19 protein-coding genes and 1 other RNA gene are annotated in these 19,706 nt (G+C 63.1%); 14 read left to right on the plus strand and 6 right to left on the minus strand.

Features of this window, described 5'->3' with window-relative positions; genetic code table 11:
• Positions 1-367 precede the first annotated feature (367 nt).
• Positions 368-719, plus strand: a transfer-messenger RNA (tmRNA) gene (ssrA, locus tag EKO19_RS22940).
• Between the two features lie 61 nt (positions 720-780).
• Here ssrA and EKO19_RS22945 read toward each other — a convergent pair.
• Positions 781-1,467 carry an EF-hand domain-containing protein gene (locus EKO19_RS22945; RefSeq protein ID WP_129778928.1) on the minus strand — a complete coding sequence of 229 codons (687 nt, stop codon included), beginning with the start codon at positions 1,465-1,467 and terminating at the stop codon, positions 781-783.
• Between the two features lie 162 nt (positions 1,468-1,629).
• Positions 1,630-2,106, minus strand: coding sequence for an SsrA-binding protein SmpB (gene smpB, locus EKO19_RS22950; RefSeq protein WP_129649118.1), 477 nt, complete (start codon positions 2,104-2,106; stop codon positions 1,630-1,632).
• A 29-nt stretch (positions 2,107-2,135) separates the two neighbouring features.
• Between smpB and EKO19_RS22955 the strand changes: the two genes are divergently transcribed.
• Together EKO19_RS22955 and EKO19_RS22960 are read left to right on the plus strand one after the other, a co-directional pair.
• Positions 2,136-2,573, plus strand: a complete 438-nt coding sequence (locus EKO19_RS22955; protein WP_129778930.1) for a type II toxin-antitoxin system RatA family toxin — start codon at positions 2,136-2,138, stop codon at positions 2,571-2,573.
• Positions 2,560-2,871 carry an RnfH family protein gene (locus EKO19_RS22960; RefSeq protein ID WP_129778932.1) on the plus strand — a complete coding sequence of 104 codons (312 nt, stop codon included), beginning with the start codon at positions 2,560-2,562 and terminating at the stop codon, positions 2,869-2,871. The genes EKO19_RS22955 and EKO19_RS22960 overlap by 14 nt, the downstream gene beginning before the upstream one ends.
• A gap of 1 nt (position 2,872) precedes the next feature.
• Here the strand turns inward: EKO19_RS22960 and EKO19_RS22965 are convergent, their stop codons facing one another.
• Entirely contained in the window at positions 2,873-3,250 is a 378-nt protein-coding gene (locus tag EKO19_RS22965; protein ID WP_129778934.1) for an outer membrane protein assembly factor BamE, read from the minus strand.
• A 111-nt stretch (positions 3,251-3,361) separates the two neighbouring features.
• Here EKO19_RS22965 and fur point away from each other — a divergent pair, with 111 nt between their 5' ends.
• A complete protein-coding gene (fur, locus tag EKO19_RS22970; protein ID WP_129778936.1) occupies positions 3,362-3,799 on the plus strand; it encodes a ferric iron uptake transcriptional regulator in 438 nt (145 codons plus the stop codon).
• 18 nt (positions 3,800-3,817) lie between these two features.
• On the opposite strand, the gene recN is transcribed toward fur, so the two are convergent.
• Both recN and EKO19_RS22980 read right to left on the minus strand, forming a co-directional pair.
• A complete protein-coding gene (gene recN, locus EKO19_RS22975; RefSeq protein ID WP_129778938.1) occupies positions 3,818-5,584 on the minus strand; it encodes a DNA repair protein RecN in 1,767 nt (588 codons plus the stop codon).
• Positions 5,585-5,599: 15 nt separating this feature from the next.
• Positions 5,600-6,520, minus strand: coding sequence for an NAD(+) kinase (locus EKO19_RS22980; RefSeq protein ID WP_129778940.1), 921 nt, complete (start codon positions 6,518-6,520; stop codon positions 5,600-5,602).
• A gap of 264 nt (positions 6,521-6,784) precedes the next feature.
• Between EKO19_RS22980 and hrcA the strand changes: the two genes are divergently transcribed.
• The 9 genes from hrcA to EKO19_RS23025 all read left to right on the plus strand — a co-directional run bounded on the left by hrcA (position 6,785) and on the right by EKO19_RS23025 (position 18,559).
• Positions 6,785-7,843: a heat-inducible transcriptional repressor HrcA gene (hrcA, locus tag EKO19_RS22985; protein WP_129778942.1), complete on the plus strand. Its 1,059-nt coding sequence runs from the start codon at positions 6,785-6,787 to the stop codon at positions 7,841-7,843.
• A 158-nt stretch (positions 7,844-8,001) separates the two neighbouring features.
• Positions 8,002-8,520, plus strand: a complete 519-nt coding sequence (grpE, locus tag EKO19_RS22990) for a nucleotide exchange factor GrpE (protein ID WP_129778944.1) — start codon at positions 8,002-8,004, stop codon at positions 8,518-8,520.
• Positions 8,521-8,674: 154 nt separating this feature from the next.
• Positions 8,675-10,603, plus strand: a complete 1,929-nt coding sequence (gene dnaK / locus EKO19_RS22995; RefSeq protein ID WP_129778946.1) for a molecular chaperone DnaK — start codon at positions 8,675-8,677, stop codon at positions 10,601-10,603.
• A 121-nt stretch (positions 10,604-10,724) separates the two neighbouring features.
• Positions 10,725-11,852 carry a molecular chaperone DnaJ gene (dnaJ, locus tag EKO19_RS23000; protein WP_129778948.1) on the plus strand — a complete coding sequence of 376 codons (1,128 nt, stop codon included), beginning with the start codon at positions 10,725-10,727 and terminating at the stop codon, positions 11,850-11,852.
• A gap of 8 nt (positions 11,853-11,860) precedes the next feature.
• Positions 11,861-12,676, plus strand: a complete 816-nt coding sequence (gene dapB, locus EKO19_RS23005; protein ID WP_129778950.1) for a 4-hydroxy-tetrahydrodipicolinate reductase — start codon at positions 11,861-11,863, stop codon at positions 12,674-12,676.
• 243 nt (positions 12,677-12,919) lie between these two features.
• A complete protein-coding gene (gene carA, locus EKO19_RS23010; RefSeq protein WP_129778952.1) occupies positions 12,920-14,125 on the plus strand; it encodes a glutamine-hydrolyzing carbamoyl-phosphate synthase small subunit in 1,206 nt (401 codons plus the stop codon).
• Between the two features lie 12 nt (positions 14,126-14,137).
• Positions 14,138-17,404 carry a carbamoyl-phosphate synthase large subunit gene (carB, locus tag EKO19_RS23015; RefSeq protein WP_129778954.1) on the plus strand — a complete coding sequence of 1,089 codons (3,267 nt, stop codon included), beginning with the start codon at positions 14,138-14,140 and terminating at the stop codon, positions 17,402-17,404.
• The gene (greA, locus tag EKO19_RS23020) at positions 17,401-17,877 is read left to right on the plus strand and encodes a transcription elongation factor GreA (RefSeq protein ID WP_129778956.1); all 477 of its coding nucleotides are present in this window, start codon (positions 17,401-17,403) and stop codon (positions 17,875-17,877) included. The genes carB and greA overlap by 4 nt, the downstream gene beginning before the upstream one ends.
• A 190-nt stretch (positions 17,878-18,067) precedes the next feature.
• On the plus strand, positions 18,068-18,559 hold the full coding sequence (locus tag EKO19_RS23025) for a DUF4149 domain-containing protein (RefSeq protein ID WP_129778958.1): 492 nt from the start codon (positions 18,068-18,070) through the stop codon (positions 18,557-18,559).
• A gap of 111 nt (positions 18,560-18,670) precedes the next feature.
• On the opposite strand, the gene yhbY is transcribed toward EKO19_RS23025, so the two are convergent.
• Entirely contained in the window at positions 18,671-18,982 is a 312-nt protein-coding gene (gene yhbY / locus EKO19_RS23030) for a ribosome assembly RNA-binding protein YhbY (RefSeq protein ID WP_129778960.1), read from the minus strand.
• Between yhbY and rlmE the strand changes: the two genes are divergently transcribed.
• Positions 18,981-19,604 (plus strand): 23S rRNA (uridine(2552)-2'-O)-methyltransferase RlmE, encoded by a 624-nt coding sequence (gene rlmE, locus EKO19_RS23035; RefSeq protein ID WP_129778961.1) that lies wholly within the window; start codon positions 18,981-18,983, stop codon positions 19,602-19,604. The two genes, yhbY and rlmE, sit on opposite strands and share 2 nt — an antisense overlap.
• The last annotated feature ends 102 nt before the right edge of the window (positions 19,605-19,706 follow it).

Genomic DNA, 19,706 nt, shown 5'->3' on the forward strand with positions numbered 1-19,706 from the left:
ATCGAACGGGGGTGCGCCCTGAACCCATGCGCTCTGAATGTTTCTTTGTTGTCGGCAGAGCAGGGGTGCGCGCGTTTTTCGCGCTCTTGGTTGTGCGAGTCACCCGCGGAGTCGCGCGTCCTGGTCGCCGCGCATTTCGAGCGCGGTGTAGTTCTCTCGCGCCTTGGATAGGGAAGAGCCCGGCCCCGCGTACGCTCGTATTCGTGTGTCGGGACGAGCAAGAGGCTGCGGCCGTGGTCGAGGGCCTTGGACTGCGAGAGGTTGGAGGGCAAATGAGCCGACGCCGACACGCTTCTCGCAATTTCCCCTTGAGATCCGCCGCTTTGGCCTTACACTAGCGTCCGTTGCCATGAGTGGCGACACCTTCGGGGGCGACCGGCTTCGACGTGGGTGGCGAAACTCCAGGTGCATGCGGAGTTGTAGGTAACTCCTTAAACTGCTTACAAACTTATAGTTGCAAACGACGACAACTACGCTCTGGCGGCTTAATCCCGCCTAACCTCCGCCTGGTATGTGCTTGTGCATCCAGATTGGGGGACGCGCTCACAAGCTCGCGAGTCGGTGTGCTACAGGCCGCCTCGTTAAAACGCTCTGCAGCTGGTCGTTCGTCTTCCCTGCTCCTCGGGTAGCGCGCGGCGAGAATCAATGAGTGAGCTAAGCATGTAGATCTTGTAGCGTAGTGCTTGCGGACGCGGGTTCGATTCCCGCCGCCTCCACCAATTCCCGAAATGCCACCGACGCATCGTCGTCGGTGGCATTTCGTTGGCGCTGACCCAGCAATCAGGCCGCAACGCTCAACGACCCCACTGCGCTCGAAGCCGACCCCACCGCCGCGTACTGATTCACCAGCGACGACAGCAGCTTCTCGAAGTTCATCCCACCACTATCACCGCCACGGTGACCCTGCGGACCGCGGCTCATGGCGTCCTCGAATTCCGCGGAGCTGATGGCGCCGTCGCCGTCGGTATCGTCGCGGGCGAGGATGTCGTCTGCGCTTGGGCCCTTGCCGGAGTCATCGGCGCGGCTGCTCAGGAAGGTCTCGAGCTCGGTCTTGGAGATCGAGCCGTCGCCATCCGTGTCGATGCTGGAGAACATGTCGCTCGAATCCTCGCCCGAGGGCGGCGGAGGCGGTGGGCCGCCGTGGCCCGGTTGCATCTGCGAGCTCATCAGCTGCGACTTCAGCTGATCGAACAATGCGCTGGCATTGTCGGTCAGCTCGGTCTCGCTGATCGAGCCGTTGCCGTCGCTGTCGAGCGCTTTGAGTGCCGATGCCGAGTCGATCGAGCTGCCGGTTTTCTCGCCGACGTAGTCGAGAAACGAGGTGAGCTCGGTCGCGTCGATGGACTTGTCGCCGTTCGTGTCCACCTTGCTGAACAACTGCTGTTGCAGTTTGGATGTATCCGCGGCACGCGTTTGCGTGCTCGCGTACGACGAGTAGCAGTTACTCATCGAAATCGCGCTGGTCATGTTTCCTCCGGAAAGCGTTACGCCGCACGGTGCGGCTCACCGTGCACATTGCACGGCGACGCGTCCAGATCCCGTGAGCAACTGTAACCGCGTGACGCGTTCATCACTTTGACCGCGCCACGCTCGGGAAACAGGCAGGGAATGTCTTAAAAGGGTGGGGGTTCAGCGCTTCGAATGTTTCATCAATCGCGATTTTTCGCGCTGCCAGTCGCGATCCTTGGAGGTCGCGCGCTTGTCGTGTTCCTTCTTGCCCTTGGCCAGACCGATGCGCAACTTGGCGCGGCCGGCCTTCCAATACATTTCCAGCGGCACCAGGGTGTAGCCCTTGCGTTCGACGGCACCGACCAGCCGGCTCAGCTCCGCGCGGTTCAGCAGCAGCTTGCGCGTGCGGATCGGGTCGGGGATCACGTGCGTGGAGGCGGTGGGCAGGGCGGAGACGTGCGCGCCGTACAGGAAGGCTTCGGCGTTCTTGAGGAACACGTACGCTTCCTTCAGCTGCACGCGTCCGGCGCGCATGCTCTTGACCTCCCAGCCTTGCAACGACAGACCGGCCTCGTACGTCTCTTCGATGAAGTACTCGTGGCGGGCCTGGCGGTTCTCGGCGATGGTCGGGTTGTTGTCGGCTTTCTGCTTGCTCATAGAGGGCGCGGATTGTACCGTGCCGGCGCATGCGTGAAGTAACTCGAAGTGCCCTGGTCCCCTATTCAGCCGAACAAATGTTCGCGCTGGTGGCGGACATTGAGCAGTATCCGCAGTTCGTGCCCTGGATTTCCGCCGCGAAGTTGCTGGAAAGCACGCCGGACCAGGTTACCGGCAAGCTGGAAATGCACAAAGCGGGCGTGCGCGAGACGTTCACGACGCGCAATTTTCTGAAACGTCCCACCGAGATGTTGATGACGCTGGTGGACGGGCCTTTCAAGACCTTCGAGGGCCGCTGGACGTTTACCCCGCTGGGTGACAAGGGCGTCAAGGTCGGGCTCACGGTCCGGTTCGAGTTCGCCAGCGCCATGCTCAACATGCTGCTCTCTCGCACGTTCGAGAAGAATTGCAGCGAGTTGATCGACGCCTTCGTCGACCGCGCTCGCGAGAAGTATGGAAAAAAGTGAGCTGCTGCGCATCCGCGTGGTGTACGCGCTGCCGGACCAACAGCCAGGGGTCGATCTGAAAGTGCCGCCCGGCACCTCGCTCACCGAGGCGGTGAATCGCTCAGGGCTGCTGCAAAAATTTCCGGAAGCCGCGGCGCGCCCGTTGGCCTGTGCGATTTTCGGGCGGGCAGTGCCGCTCACCTATCAGCTGCGCGATGGCGACCGCATCGAGATTCTGCGGCCGTTGCTGATCGATCCCAAGCAGAGCCGGCGCGAAGCGGCCGAGCGCAGCCGCGCCGAAACTCAACGTCGCAAGTAACTCAGTTCGCCGCGGCGGTCTTCGCTTCGGGCGGCTTCACCAGGGTGGGCACCGTGTCGGTCGGGCGATCGATGCGTTCCACTTTATCGGTGGCGTCGAAGAACACGATGAAATGACGCTTCTGCGGCTCGCTCCAGCGACCGCGCTTGAAGTAGTACAGGTAGTCCCAGCGCTGACTCACGAAGGGGTCGGCGACCATGGGCGTACCGAGAAGCGATCGCACCTGGACGCGGGTCATGCCAATCGCGACGCGGTCGATGTCGTCCTTGTCGAGAAAATTGCCTTGTTGAATATCGACGCGGTGGACGCATCCTGTGAGGCCGCCGGCCAGCAGCGCGGTAGCGATCAGCGAGGCCAGTATGTACTTGATTCGTGTCATTTCGGGGTGGAGCCAGCGGCTGGGCTGCGAGATAATGCGGCAGGATGATACTCAAAAGCGGTCGGTCTCGCAGCGGGACGCTCGCGGACATTCGATCTGAGGACCAAGCACGTGGAAACCAATGATTTGCGGAAGGCTGGCCTCAAGGTCACGTTGCCTCGGATCAAGATTCTCGAGATTCTCGGCACGGCCACGCCGCGCCACATGAGCGCGGAAGACATTTATAAGCATCTGCTCGAATCTCACGAGGATATCGGCCTGGCCACGGTGTACCGGGTCTTGACGCAGTTCGAGGCCGCGGGGCTGGTGACGCGTCATCACTTCGAGGGCACCACGGCGGTGTTCGAGCTCAACGAGGGCCAGCACCATGACCACATTGTGTGCTTAGGTTGCGGCCGGGTCGAAGAGTTCATGGATGCCGGTATCGAGGAGCGCCAGCGCCAGGTGGCGGCCCGTCTCAAGTATGAGCTGAAGGATCATTCCATGATCCTGTACGGCTACTGCAGCCGCCCGGACTGTCCGGCAAGAAACCAGAAAAGCCGCAACTGAAGCCACTCCTCTGACGGCTCAGCGCCGCGCCGGCTTCTTCTTCGGAGCGGGGGCGGCAGCTTTGGCCGGAGCCTTGCTCGCGCCAGCCGCCGCCTTGGCGGCAGTCTTCGTCGGCGCCGGCCGCAGCATCTCGGCGGCATGTTCCCGCGCCTTGTCGGTCACATTGATACCGCCCAGCATGCGGGCGATTTCTTCCACGCGTTCATCGGCAGTCAGCGGGTGAAGGGCCGTGCGGGTGGTCTTGCCATCCGTCAGCTTGGTCACTCGGACATGCGCGTGCGCCTGGCTGGCGACCTGGGGGAGGTGGGTGACGCAGAGGGCCTGCGCCCGCTCGCCGAGGGTTCGCAGCTGACGGCCGACGATCTCCGCCACGCCGCCGCCCACCCCGGCATCGACTTCGTCGAACACCAGGCAGGCCAGCGAGCCGGCAAGGGCATCGGTCTGCACAGCGGCTACCTGAATGGCCAGGCTGATGCGTGACAATTCACCGCCCGACGCCACTTTGGCGAGCGGACGAGGCGGCTGGCCGGGGTTGGCGCTGACCAGGAACTCGATGTCGTCGGCGCCATTCGCACCGGCCGACTCCGCGGCGCGCACGTCGATCTGAAATTTTCCGCCCGGCATGCCGAGGGTCTGCATCAACGAGCTGATGCTCGAGCCCAACGATTTCGCGGCGGACTTGCGCGCGGCCGTCAGCTTGTCGCAGGCAGCATTGAATTTTTTCTGGGCGTCCTCCAGGCGCTTCTCGATCTGCGCCATGGACGCTTCGAGCGAGTCGAGCCGCTGGAATTCCTGCTGCAATTCCGCTTGCAGGTCGAGCAGGGCGCTGACTTCGACGCGATGCTTGCGCGCGATCGATTCCATGGTCGCGAGCCGGTCCTCGACCCATTCCTGACGCTGCGGATCGGCTTCGAGATCGGACTCGTAACGCTCCACCGCTTCGACGCCTTCGCGCAGAGCGATCAAGCTCTCATCGATCAACCTCGCCATCGGTGCGAACGTCGGGTCCAGCTCGCCGACATGTCGTGCCGTGCTGAGCGCGCGCGAGATCGCCTGTTCCGCGCTCACATCTTCCGCTTCACGCAGCAGTTGGATGATTTCTCGCGCACCGGAGGCGAGCCGACCGCGTTGTGACAAACGCGTCCGCTCGGCGCCGAGCTCTTCAGCTTCGCCGGCCTTCAGATCCAGTGCTTGCAGCTCGCTCGTGTGATAACGCAGCAGCTCGAGTCGAGCCTCGCGGTCCTGGGCGGAGGCGGCCGCGCGATCGCGTTCTTCTTTGACCTGGGACAAAGTGCGCCAGGTTTCGGTGACTACACTGAGCAGCTCGCGGTGTTCGCCGCTCTGGTCGAGCAATTCGCGTTGAGCGGAGCGACGGACCAGCGACTGATATTCCATCTGGCCGTGCACGTCGACGAGCGTTTCGCCGAGCTGGCGCAGCGACTGCACGGACATCGTTTGTCCGTTGACATAAGCGCGCGAGCGACCGTCCGCGGAGATCACTCGACGCAGTACGCATTCACCTTCGTGCTCGATGGATTGCTCGTTGAGCCAGGTGTGGGCCGCGGCGTTTTTCTCGATGGCGAACGTCGCGGACACTTCAGCGCGCTCGGCGCCATGACGAACGACTTCGGCGCCCGCGCGACCGCCGGCCGCGAGCAGCAGCGCATCGACCAGGATCGACTTGCCCGCGCCGGTTTCGCCCGTGAGCACGGTCAGGCCCGGGCCAAGCTCCAGCTCGACCGCGTCGATGATGGCAAAGTCGCGGATCTGAATATGAGTGAGCATCTTCGCGGCGGAGGTTTATTCGGTGGTTGGGTCGGGGTACGGAGCGGTTCGGTCACCGCGGCCCCAGCGCAGCTTCGAGCGCAGCGTGCGATAGTAATCGTGATCGGCGGGATGCAGGAGAGTCACCTTGCCCGCGGCCGGCTGAACGATCAGCCGATCGCCTTGAGAGAGAGCGCCGAGCGACACGCCGTCGCAGGTGACCTGGCCGTTGCTGTCGGGCCGATCGAGCAGCCGCACTTCGATGATGGCATTGCTTCGGACCACGATGGGCCGGTCCGACAAGGTGTGCGGGCAGATTGGTGCCAGCACCATGGCATCCAGTCCCGGATAAAGAATCGGTCCGCCACACGACAGCGCATAAGCGGTCGAACCGGTGGCCGTCGCGATCACCAAGCCGTCGCCGCCGTGCGTGTTCACGTAGCGGCCGTCTATGTAGGTCTCGAAATCCAGGATGCGACCGGTCTGCCACTTCTGCAGAACGACGTCGTTCAGGCCGTTGCATTGGCGATCCGGCTGGCCGGGCGAGCTCAACGTCGCCTGCAGCATCGTGCGCTGATCGCTCACATAACGGCCGGCGAGAATCTCATCGACGCGAGTGGCGAGCTCGGTGGGGCCGATGTCGGCCAGAAAACCGAGCCGTCCGCGGTTGATACCGAGCACCGGCAGACCGCGTGGCGCGGCGAGCCGGGCCGCATGCAGCATCGAGCCGTCGCCGCCGACCGCGATCAAGAGGTCCGCCTTCGTGCACAGCTCCGATTCAGGGAGCTGCTCGACGGTGACGCCGCGGTAGTCGACGCTCGTCGCCCCATCGATGAGCACACGCCGCGAGCGGCTGTGCAGATGAGCAGCGAGAGCCTGTAACGACTCGACGACCCGCGAGTCTCGCGTGTTGCCGATGATGGCGATGGTTTGGAACGGGTGGGGCGCTGCGGGCATGGATGCGGTTTTTAGCACGGACCCATGTCAGCCAGCCACGCGAATCCGGTGGCGAAGCGGGGGAGGGGTCACAATATCTCCCGGGTCGAATGTGGTCACGCCTAGGGGGCGAGCTGCTTGATCCGAGCCCGGCGCCGTGTTTAGCTTACTCGGACAGTCGGGCATCGCAGCGCGGGCTGGTGCAAATTGCCTTCTGTCACATAGGTTTGAGTCCTAGATGCGGTCGGGGCGTGATGCTTCGATGCAAGCCGCCCGAACCGAACGATGCCGACCCAAAACGACGAATCGCTGAATGAACGCTCGCAGCAGTTACTCAGACTGCTGGTCGAGCATTACATCCGCGACGGGCAACCCGTCGGGTCCCGCACGCTGTCGCGTGATCTCGGGCTGAATCTGAGCGCTGCGACCATCCGCAATGTCATGGCGGATCTGGAAGAGCTCGGCTTCGTCACTTCACCGCATACCTCGGCGGGCCGCGTGCCCACCGACAAGGGTTATCGTTTCTTCGTCGACACGCTGCTCAAATATGAGCCGCTCGATGACGAGAAGATCGCCGCGATCCAGACGCGCTTCGGTGAACACTCCGCCGACCATAAATCGCTGGTGGCGGCGGCGTCGCAGATGTTGTCGAGCGTGACGAGGCTGGCGGGCGTCGTGACCTTGCCGCGTCAGAGTCACTCGGCGCTGAGCCAGATCGAATTCGTGCCGCTGTCGGATAACCGCGTGCTGGCCATCATGGTCGTGAACGGTCGCGAAGTGCAGAACCGGATCGTGCAGCTGGACCGGCACTACACCTCCGAGGAGCTGCGGCGCGCGTCGAATTATCTGAACCAGGAATTCGGCGGCAAGGAATTGAGCGCGGTGCGCGAGCACTTGCTGACTCAGCTGAAGGAGACGCGCGAGTCGCTGAACCAGGTGATGCTGGACGCGATTCATCTGGCCCAGCACGTGGTCATGCCGAGCCCGATCGGCGGCCGGATGGAATATGTCATTGCCGGCGAAACCAACCTGATGAGCTTCGCCGAGTTATCCAACGTCGAGAAGCTGCGGCGTCTGTTCGAGGCGTTCACCCAGCAGCGCGACATCCTGCACCTGCTGGATCTGAGCCTGAAAGCCGACGGCGTGCAGATCTTCATCGGCCAGGAATCCGGCTACACCATCCTGGACGATTGCAGTCTGGTCACCGCACCCTACACCCTGGATAAGGAAGTCGTCGGGGTGCTGGGGGTCATCGGTCCGACCCGCATGGCCTATGAACGCATCATCCCCATCGTCGACATCACCGCGAAGCTGCTCGGCTCCGCCTTGAATTCTCGCGTCTGAGTCGCCATTCCCGTCGCGCCTGACTGTCCCCTGAAGCGGTCAGGCATGAGGTCGGCCGCCTGATCAGGCAGAATGCCGCCCCTTTGAGAAACCGCGCGTCCCGCCACCGGCGTTGCCAGCCGGGCACGGGGCCCTTTTTGCGATAGGAGAATTCATTCATGAGCACGCCCAACGAGCAGGATCGCCCGCCCGGCAGCGACGCGGCCCAGGCAGCGCAGCCTGGCGATCTGGCGACCGCGCTGGCCGCCGCCGAAGCCCGAGCCCTGGAAAGCCGCGATCTGTACATGCGCGCGCTCGCCGAGATGGAAAATATTCGCAAGCGTGCGTCGCGCGATGTAGAGCAGGCGCATAAGTACGCCGTCGACCGCTTTGCCAACGATCTGGTGGCCGTGAAGGACAGCCTGGAGCTCGGCCTGCTGGCCGCCGGCGATGCGCAGACCCTGCGCGCCGGCACCGAAGCCACCCTGAAATTGCTGGCCAAGGCCTTCGAGAAGAACGGTCTGACCGAGATCGACCCCCTGGGGCAGCAGTTCAATCCGGAGCACCACGAAGCCATGGCCATGCAGCCTTCGGCCGAGCACGTTCCGGACAGCGTCACTCAGGTGGTGCAGAAGGGGTACCAGCTGAACGGCCGGTTGCTCCGTCCGGCACGCGTAATCGTCGCCCGGGCGCCCTGATCGTCTGTCAGCGGGGGCTTGTAAACGCCGGCACGGTCCGCAGATATCACGGCAAGACGGCCGGAGTTGCAGGCAGAACGCGCGCGACCTGGCCAGACTTACAGACTTCAATTCGACAATTACTAACGGATAATTTGCAGGAGAGATTACGGCCATGAGCAAAGTCATCGGCATCGACCTCGGCACGACCAACTCGTGCGTCGCGATCATGGAAGGCGGCAAGCCGCGCGTGATCGAAAACAGCGAAGGTGATCGCACCACGCCGTCGATCGTGGCGTTCACCAAGGACAATGAAGTGCTGGTCGGCCAGTCGGCCAAGCGCCAGGCGGTGACCAATCCGCAGAACACCCTGTTCGCGATCAAGCGCCTCATCGGCCGTCGCTTCGACGACCATGTCGTGCAGAAGGACGTCGACATGGTGCCCTACAAGATCGCCAAGGCCGACAACGGCGATGCCTGGGTGGAAGTGCAGGGCAAGAAGATGGCGCCGCAGGAAATCTCCGCGCGCATCCTGCAGAAGATGAAGAAGACCGCCGAAGACTTTCTCGGCACCACGGTCACTGAAGCCGTCATCACCGTGCCGGCTTACTTCAACGACTCGCAGCGTCAGGCGACCAAAGACGCCGGCCGCATCGCCGGCTTGAACGTCAAGCGCATCATCAACGAGCCGACCGCGGCTGCGCTGGCCTATGGCCTCGACAAGCAGGGCGGCGATCGCAAGATCGCGGTGTATGACCTGGGTGGCGGCACGTTCGACGTGTCCATCATCGAAGTGGCCGATGTCGACGGCGAGCGTCAGTTCGAAGTGCTCGCCACCAACGGCGACACGTTCCTCGGCGGCGAGGACTTCGACAAGCGCGTCATCGACTATCTCGGCGAAGAGTTCAAGAAGGAAAGCGGCGTCGACGTGCGTCGCGATCCGCTGGCCATGCAGCGCCTGAAGGAAGCGGCCGAAAAGGCCAAGATCGAACTGTCCTCCAGCCAGCAGACCGAAATCAATCTGCCGTACATCACGGCCGATGCTTCCGGTCCGAAGCACCTCAACATCAAGCTGACGCGCGCCAAGCTCGAGTCGCTGGTCGAGGATCTGGTGACCAAGACGGTCGAGCCGTGCCGGATCGCGCTGAAGGACGCGGGCTTGTCGATCAAGGACATTTCCGAAGTGATCCTGGTCGGCGGTCAGACCCGCATGCCGTTGGTGCAGAAGGCGGTGAAGGATTTCTTCGGCCAGGAGCCGCGCAAGGACGTGAACCCGGATGAAGCCGTGGCCGTCGGTGCCGCGATTCAGGGCGGCGTGCTGTCCGGCGAAGTGAAGGACGTGCTGCTGCTCGACGTGACGCCGCTGTCGCTCGGTATCGAGACGCTCGGTGGCGTGATGACCAAGCTGATCGAGAAGAACACCACGATTCCCACCAAGGCGAATCAGACCTTCTCGACCGCCGACGACAACCAGGGCGCCGTGACCATTCACGTGCTCCAGGGTGAGCGTCAGCGCGCGCACGACAACAAGTCGCTGGGCCAGTTCAACCTGGAAGGCATTCCGCCGGCGCCGCGTGGCATGCCGCAGATCGAAGTCACGTTCGACATCGATGCCAACGGCATCCTGAACGTGTCGGCGAAGGACAAGGCCACCGCCAAGGAACAGAAGATCGTCATCAAGGCCTCGAGCGGTCTGAACGAGGACGAGATCAAGCGAATGGTGAAGGACGCCGAGGCGCACGCCGAGGAAGATCGCAAGTTCCGCGAGTTGGTCGAGTCGCGTAACAAGGCCGACGCGCTGGTGCACGGGACCGAGAAGGCGTTGAAGGATCTGGGCGAGAAGGTACCGCCCGCCGATCGCGCCAACATCGAAAATGCCGTGTCCGATCTGAAGCGCGCCCTGGGCGAGGACGACAAGGACATCATCGACAAGAAGGCGGCTGAAGTGAGCCGTCTGGCTGCGGCCCTGGCGCAGCAGTCCGCTGAAGCTGGCGCTGGCCCCGGACCGGGCCCGCAAGGCGCGGCGGGTGGCGGTGGCGCGGGCGGCGGCAACGAGGACGTGCTCGATGCCGAGTTCGAAGAAGTCAAAGACAAGAAGAAATAATCCAACGCAGCGGGCCCAGGGGACAGTCATGTCTCCTGGGCCCGACTTGTTTATCAGTGGCGTGGGGCCGGCGACCGCAGGCATCATGCGCCACGTCTGGGATGGGGTCTGAACCGCGAAAATGTCCAAGCGCGACTACTACAAGGTGCTCGATGTAGCCCGCACGGCCACGGAGGCCGAGATCAAGAAGTCTTATCGCCGTCTGGCGATGAAGTTTCATCCCGACCGCAATCCCAACGACGCCGAAGCCGAAGAGAAATTCAAGGAGTGCAAGGAAGCGTACGAGGTGCTGACCGACGCGCAGAAGCGCGCCATTTACGATCAGCACGGTCATGACGGCCTCGCGGCCCGGGGCGGCGGCGGTGGCTTCAGCGCCTCCGACGCGTTCAGCGACATTTTCGGCGATGTGTTTGGTGACATTTTCGGCGGCGGTCGTCGCGGCGGACGTCAGCAGGTGTTTCGTGGCGCCGATCTGCGCTACGACCTCGAGCTGGATCTCGAGCAGGCCGTGTTCGGCCATTCCTCGGATATCGAATTCACCACGCTCGCCGAGTGCGAGCCGTGTCAGGGCTCGGGCGCCGCGCCCGGCTCCAAGCCGGTGACCTGCGACACCTGTAACGGTGCCGGTCAGGTCCGCATGCAGCAGGGTTTCTTCGCGGTTCAGCAGACCTGCCCGCGCTGTAAAGGCCGCGGCCAGATCATCAGTCAGCCGTGCGATTCCTGCCTGGGGCAGGGCCGGCTGCGCAAGAAGAAATCGCTCAACATCAAAGTCCCGCAAGGCGTCGACAATGGCGACCGCATTCGCCTGACCGGCGAAGGCGAGGCCGGCCGCAACGGCGGCCCGCCGGGCGATCTCTACGTCGAGATCCGCGTCAAGGAACATCCGATTTTCGAGCGCGACGGCAGTCATCTGTCGTGCGAAGTGCCGGTGAGCTTCGTCACAGCGAGTCTCGGTGGCGCGATCGACGTGCCGACGCTCGGCGGCAATGTCGAATTGAAAGTCCCGGGAGAGACGCAGTCCGGCCGGGTGTTCCGCCTGAAAGAGAAGGGCGTGAAGCCGGTGCGTGGCGGAGCGACGGGTGATCTGTTCTGTCGGGTCGTGGTCGAGACGCCGGTCAATCTCTCCGACCATCAGAAAGAACTGCTGCGCGCCTTCGATGCGTCCCTGCAGGACAGCCGGCGCAGCCACAGCCCGCGTGAGAGCACGTGGCTGGACGGCGTCAAACGTTTCTTCGACATCGGAAGCTGATTCAAGCGATGGCCGACAACTCTTTGCAGATCGCCGTGCTCGGCGTCAGCGGCCGCATGGGTCGTGCATTGCTGAGCGCGATCGACGAAGCGCCGGGCGCCAGGCTCAGTGGCGCGTCGGCCTCGGCGAGCAGCCGCTGGCTGGGCAAGGACGCGAGCGACGCAGGCGGCGGCGGTCCCCAGCGCAATGTCGCGGTCGAGGCTGATCCGGCGGCGGCGCTGCGCAATGCGCAGGTCGCCATTGATTTCACATTGCCCGAAGCGACCGCCGCGAATCTCGCCGCATGTGTCGCGGCCAGGTGTCCCGTCGTCATCGGCACGACCGGTCACAGCGAAGCGGTGCGGGCCCAGATCGCGGCCGCGGCGCACTCCATTCCCATCGTGATGGCGCCGAACATGAGCCTGGGCGTGAACCTGTTGCTCAAGCTCGTTGAATTGGCGGCCAGCAAGCTCGACGCCGATTACGACATCGAAGTGTTCGAGGCGCATCACCGGAACAAGAAAGATGCACCCTCGGGAACGGCGCTGGCACTCGGTGCGGCGGCGGCCGACGGGCGAGATGTCAAATTGGCGGACGCGGCTGAATATTCCCGCCATGGAAATACCGGTGCGCGTCCCCGTGGCTCCATCGGCTTCTCGGTATTCCGGGGTGGTGATGTGGTCGGCGACCACACCGTCACGTTTGCCGGCATCGGCGAGCGCATCGAGCTGACTCATCGCGCCAGCGATCGGCTCGCTTTCGCGCGCGGCGCGGTCAAAGCCGCGCGATGGCTGGTGGGCAAGTCGCCCGGCCTGTATTCGATGCAGGACGTGCTCGGTCTGTAGTTCGGGCGCCAGCCCTTTAAATCCGGCTAGCTTGCTCAACCTTGGGCTCGAGCCGGAGGGGACAGATTTAAAATCTGTCCCCTCCGCTGGTGACAGACACGCGCATTTCGCTTTCATCACCTGGGCGACTCGCGTAGACTGCCGTCTTCAGCACGCGGTGAAATCACTTGTGGCGGGATCGGGCCTTAGGCGCCCATCTCGTCTTCCGCATGCGTGTCTGAAACAGATGACATCGGGAGCTACATGAACCACACCGGTAACGTGGCCGCTGTACTGGCACTCGAGGACGGGACCGTTTTCCACGGCCGCTCCATCGGCGCCAAAGGCAACACGACGGGCGAGGTGGTGTTCAACACCGCCATGACGGGCTATCAGGAAATCCTCACGGACCCGTCCTATTGCAGACAGATTGTTACTCTCACCTATCCGCACATCGGGAACACGGGCACCAATCCGGAAGACCTGGAAGCGGCATCGGTGTACGCGGCCGGTCTGATCATTCGCGATCTGCCGGCCGTCCATTCCAACTGGCGCGCCTCGGAATCCCTGGAGAGTTTTCTCCAGCGCGGCAAGATCGTCGCCATCGCGGACATCGACACTCGCAAGCTGACGCGAATCCTTCGTGAGAAGGGCGCGCTCGCCGGTTGCATCATGACGGGCGAGAAGGTCGATGCGCAGGCGGCGGTGCATGCCGCGCGCAAGTTCCCCGGCTTGAAGGGCATGGACCTGGCGAAGGTCGTGTCTACCAAGCGCGTGTATCAATGGAACGAAGGCACCAACTGGGGTGAGCATCAGGGCCCGAAGTCGCGTCCGGGCCAGCGAGTGCATGTGGTCGCTTATGACTACGGCATCAAGCGCAACATCCTGCGTTGCCTCGCCGATCAGGGCGCGCGTGTCACCGTCGTGCCGGCACAGACGCCGGCCGACAAAGTGCTCGCGATGAATCCGGACGGCATCTTCCTGTCCAACGGTCCCGGCGATCCGGAGCCGTGCACCTACGCCATCGAGGCGATCAAGAAATTCCTCGAGACCGACATTCCGGTGTTCGGCATCTGTCTCGGCCACCAGCTGCTGGGACTGGCGAGCGATGCGAAGACGGTGAAGATGAAGTTCGGCCATCACGGCGCCAATCATCCGGTGCAGGACATGGCTTCCGGCCGCGTGCTGATCTCCAGCCAGAATCACGGCTTCGCGGTCGATGAGAGCACGCTCGGTCCGAACGTGAAGGTGACTCACAAGTCGCTGTTCGATGGCTCGCTGCAAGGCATCGAGCGCACCGACTGTCCGGCCTTCAGCTTCCAGGGCCATCCCGAGGCGGCGCCGGGCCCGCAGGACGTGGGCCAGCTGTTCACCAAGTTCACCACCATGATCCACCAGCGGCTCGCCAGTGCGCAGTCCGCTCAGAACCCGGCCGCCGCCAAAGACGGTCGCCGCGCCGCCGAAGGTTGACGAACACCCGACATGCCCAAGCGTACTGACCTCAAAAGCATCCTGATCATCGGCGCCGGCCCCATCGTCATCGGCCAGGCGTGTGAGTTCGACTATTCCGGGGCGCAGGCCTGCAAGGCGCTCAAGGAAGAGGGCTATCGAGTCATCCTGGTGAACTCGAATCCGGCCACCATCATGACGGACCCCGAGTCCGCCGATGCGATCTACATCGAGCCCATCAACTGGCGCACGGTGGAACGCATCATCGAGAAGGAGCGTCCCAGCGCGCTGCTGCCGACGATGGGCGGACAGACCGCGCTCAACTGCGCGCTCGATCTGGTGCGCGAAGGCGTGCTGGACAAATACGGCGTCGAGCTGATTGCCGCGTCCCGCGAAGCCATCGACATGGCCGAGGACCGCGAGAAGTTTCGTAACGCCATGCGCGAGATCGGCCTGGAGTCGCCGCGTTCCAAGATCGCGCACAGCATGGATGAAGCGCTGGCGGCGCAGTCCGAGATCGGCTATCCCACCATCATTCGTCCGTCGTTCACCATGGGCGGCTCGGGTGGCGGCATCGCGTACAACCGCGAAGAGTTCATCACCATCGTCGAGCGCGGCCTGGATGCATCGCCGACCTCCGAAGTGCTGCTCGAAGAGTCCGTCATCGGCTGGAAGGAATACGAGATGGAAGTGGTCCGCGACCGCGCGGACAACTGCATCATCATCTGTTCCATCGAGAACCTGGATCCGATGGGCGTGCACACTGGCGACTCGATCACGGTCGCGCCGGCGCAGACACTCACGGACCGCGAATATCAGCTGATGCGCAATGCCTCGATCGCGGTGTTGCGCAAGATCGGCGTTGAGTGCGGCGGTTCGAACGTGCAGTTCGCGCTGAGCCCGACCGACGGTCGTCTGCTGATCATCGAAATGAATCCGCGCGTGTCGCGTTCGTCGGCACTCGCCTCGAAGGCGACCGGCTTTCCAATTGCAAAGGTCGCCGCCAAGCTCGCGGTCGGCTACACGCTCGATGAGCTGCGCAACGAAATCACCGGGGGCGCGACCCCGGCGTCGTTCGAGCCGACCATCGACTACGTGGTCACCAAGATTCCGCGCTTCACGTTCGAGAAATTCCCGGGCGCCAACGACCGTCTCACGACCCAGATGAAGTCGGTGGGCGAGGCGATGGCCATGGGCCGCACGTTCCAGGAGTCGCTGCAGAAGGCGCTGCGAAGCATGGAAGTGGGCACCGACGGTCTCGATCCATTGCTGACGCTGCCGCTCAGCGAACAACAGACGCACAAAATGCGCGAAGAGCTGCGCATGCCGGGGCCGAATCGCCTGCGCTATGTCGGCGATGCGTTCCGTGCCGGTCTGTCGTTCAACGAAGTGCAGTCGCTGTCGCGCATCGATCCCTGGTTCCTCTCGCAGATCCACGACATCGTCCTGGAAGAGCAGAGGGTGCAGGAGCAGGGCCTCGAGGCGTTCACGCGCGATCGTGTGTGGACGCTCAAGCGCAAAGGTTTCTCCGATCGTCGTCTCGCGACCCTGCTGGGTATCGATGAAGCGAGCGTGCGTCGCAAGCGCATCACCATGGGCATTCGTCCGGTGTACAAGCGCGTCGACACCTGCGCCGCCGAGTTCTCGACCTCGACCGCTTACATGTACTCGTCCTACGACGAGGAGTGCGAAGCGAACCCGACCGATCGCAAGAAGATCATGATTCTCGGCGGCGGTCCGAATCGCATCGGGCAAGGCATCGAGTTCGACTACTGCTGCGTGCACGCGGCGCTGGCGCTGCGCGAAGCGGGATTCGAGACCATCATGGTCAACTGCAATCCCGAAACGGTCTCCACCGACTACGACACCTCGGATCGTCTGTACTTCGAGCCGCTCACGTTCGAAGACGTTATGGAGATCATCGACAAGGAGAAGCCGGTCGGCGTGATCGTCCAGTACGGCGGTCAGACGCCGCTGAAGCTGTGCCGCGCGCTCGAAGCCGCGGGCGCGCCGATCATCGGCACGACGCCGGATGCGATCGACGTTGCCGAAGACCGCGAACGTTTCCAGCAACTGGTGCAGCAGCTGAACCTGAAGCAGCCGCCGAATTGCACGGCCCGCACCGAAGAGCAGGCCATCACGATGTCCAAGACGGTCGGCTTCCCGCTGGTCGTGCGGCCTTCGTACGTGCTCGGCGGTCGCGCCATGGAAGTGGTCTTCAACGAAGACGACCTGCGCACTTACATGACCGATGCGGTGAAGGTGTCGAACGACAGCCCGGTGCTGCTCGACCGCTTCCTCGACCAGGCCATCGAAGTCGACGTCGACGCGATCTGCGACGGCGAGGACGTTTATATCGGCGGCATCATGGAACACGTCGAACAGGCCGGTGTGCACTCGGGCGACTCGGGTTGCTCGCTGCCGCCGAACAGCCTGTCCGCCGAGACCCAGGCCGATCTGAAGGAACAGACGCGCAAGCTGGCGCGGGGCCTGAAGGTCGTCGGGCTGATGAACATTCAGTTCGCGATCCAGAACGGCATCGTCTACATCCTCGAAGTGAATCCGCGTGCCTCGCGCACCGTGCCGTTCGTTTCCAAAGCGACCGGCGTGCCGCTCGCGAAGATGGCGGCCCGCGTGATGGCGGGCGCGAAGTTGCAGGAGCTCGGCTTGACCGAGGAGCGCGTGCCGAAGTTCTTCGCGGTGAAGGAGTCGGTGTTCCCGTTCGCCAAGTTCCCCGAAGCCGATCCGATCCTCGGCCCGGAAATGAAATCCACCGGCGAGGTGATGGGTACCGGCCGTTCTTTCGGCGAGGCTTACGCCAAGGCGCAGCTCGCCTCGGGCGTGATTCTGCCGACGCGCGGTGTTTGTTTGATCAGCGTGCGCGATCGCGACAAACCCTCGGCGGTGTTGCTGGCGCGTCGTCTGGTCGCGCAGGGGTTTGAAATCGTTGCAACGTCTGGCACCGCGGAAGCCATCAACAATGCGGGAATTCCCTGTCGCACGGCCAACAAGGTGCGTGAGGGTCGCCCCCACATCGTGGACATGATAAAAAACGACGAGATTTCGCTGATCGTCAATACCACCGAAGGCAAGCAGGCGATATTCGAGTCGCGCTCCATCCGGCGCGAAGCGGTCCACAAGCGCGTCACGTACTACACAACAGTAGCGGCGGGACTGGCGACCTGCGATGCCATTGCCCACATGAATGAGGTCGACGTGAACCGTCTGCAGGATCTGCACAAGGAGATCTCGCAAGACAGCGGGACGACGGCCGGCCAGCGATTGGAGATCGCATCGTGAAACGTCTGCCGTTGACTTTGAAAGGCGCCGAGAAGCTGCGCGCCGAACTGAAGCGTTTGAAGAGCGAAGATCGTCCGCGCGTGATCCAGGCGATTGCCGAGGCGCGCGCGCATGGCGACTTGAGCGAGAACGCGGAGTATCACGCCGCGCGCGAGCAGCAGAGTTTCATCGAAGGCCGCATCAAGGACATCGAGGCGCACCTGTCGAACTCGGAGATCATCGACGTCGCTTCGTTGCCGGCCACGGACAAAGTGGTGTTCGGCGCGACGCTCGACCTGGAAGATGAAGACACCGGCAACAAGGTGCTCTATCAGATCGTCGGCGACGCCGAGGCTGATATCAAACAGGGCCTGATCTCCGTGTCGTCACCGATCGCGCGCGCGCTGGTCGGTAAGTCGAAAGGCGATGTCGTGGACGTGGTGGCGCCGAACGGCACCAAGAGCTACGAGATCGTTGCGGTCCGATACCAGTAGCTCATAACGCGGCCACATTGTTTTTTGTCAGCTCGCCGCTGGCCCTGATCAAGAACCGACAGTTTCATCCGCGACCTTCGAGTGACTTGGAACGGCTGTGGCTGATTGATCGGCGGCTCGTCGGGCGGGCTCGGCGGCAGCGATATTGTTGGCGCCCAGGAATGGGCGCTGACGAAGTAGGGCACACCATATGGCTATCAGTGGAATCGAGGCAGCTCAGCCCGAGCGCCGCGCTTCGCGGCTGCTCGAGTTCAGCGCGACGTTCCTGGTCACGCTCTGGGCCGGCTCGTTGTGGACGGTCTGCGGCATCGTCGCGCCTCAACTGTTCGCGACGCTGCCGGAGCGCCGGCTCGCCGGTCAGATGGCCGCGCGGCTGTTTCACATCGAGACGTGGTTGGGCGTCGTCATCGCGATTCTGCTGATCGCCATCTTCGCCGCCCGCGGGGCCTTTGCCGCCGGCAGGGCATTCGCCGCCGGCAGGGCCAAGACGATTCTCTGGTTGATCCTGCTGACCGCCGCCGCGCCATTATCCAGCGAGCTGATTCTCGGCCCGATGATGAACGCGGCTCGCGAAGCGAACGACATGGCCCGCTTCGGGATGCTTCACGGCGTCTCCGCCGTGCTGTTTCTGATCGCTTGTCTGAGCGCGCTGGCGCTGATGTGGAAGGCGCGCCAACAGTGATGGGTACGTGGATGTACCCCGCCGCCGCAGGTGGCGAGCGAGAGGCAAAAGTCACGCCTTTTGCCGACTCGCACGAGGGTCGTGGCAGCATGCCCGATCCCGAGTTTTCAATCATTCCGCCGGCAGAATGATCTTCGGCTTGTCCTTGTGCGGACGATAGAACACACCCACGTTGCCGATGCGCTGTACCAAAGAACTGCCGCTTTGTTTGGCCAGTTCGGCGAGAATGTTGTCCCGCTCCTCACGATCGCCGACGCGGGCTTTCACTTTCACCAACTCGTGGGCGCCGAGTGCGACGTCGAATTCCTTCGAGACCCCGGCGGACAGGCCGCCCGAGCCGATGAGAATGATGGGATCGCGGCCATGGGCGAGGCCACGGAGGTACTTTTTCTGCTTTTCGGAAAGCTGCTGAGCTGAAGTCATGGCTAAGCGTACTAAATCGAGCCGGGAATGGCTTGCCGAACATGAGAGCGACCCGTACGTAAAGCAGGCACGGCAGATGGGCTATCGCTCGCGTGCCGTGTTCAAGCTGGACGAGATTCAGCGCGCCGATCGGCTGATCCGTCCGGGTATGACGATCGTCGATCTGGGCGCGGCTCCGGGCGGCTGGAGTCAGCTGGCTGCGAAATTGCTCCAGGGCAAGGGCCGGATCGTGGCGCTGGATATCCTGCCCATGGATGCCATCGTCGGCGTCGATTTCCTGCAGGGCGACTTCTCCGATGATTTGGTGCTGGAACAGCTGGAACAAATGATCGGGGCGGAGCGCCCGCAGCTTGTAATGTCCGATATGGCCCCCAATACCACCGGCATTGCCGATGTGGACCATGATCGTTCGATGCATCTGGTTGAACTTTCTCTGGATTTTGCCCGTCAACGGCTACGGCCCGGCGGTGATTTCCTGGTCAAGGTATTCCAGGGCCGGCACTTTCAGCCGTTCGTGAAGGCGCTCCGGGCGAGCTTCGGCTCGGTCAAGGTGCGTAAACCGGACGCCTCGCGGCAACGAAGTTCGGAACTTTACCTGCTGGGCCGGGACTTTAAGGCTTAACCTGGAAGATCTTACTTTTAAGGTTGATAAGGATCGGGGAGTCGGTTATGGCGCGTCCCGGTCCGGTGGTGTAGTGTCATTCGCGCCTACTTATTTACTTCC

The sequence above is a fragment of the Peristeroidobacter soli genome, from assembly GCF_004138485.1.
GTDB classification, from domain to species: domain Bacteria; phylum Pseudomonadota; class Gammaproteobacteria; order Steroidobacterales; family Steroidobacteraceae; genus Steroidobacter; species Steroidobacter soli.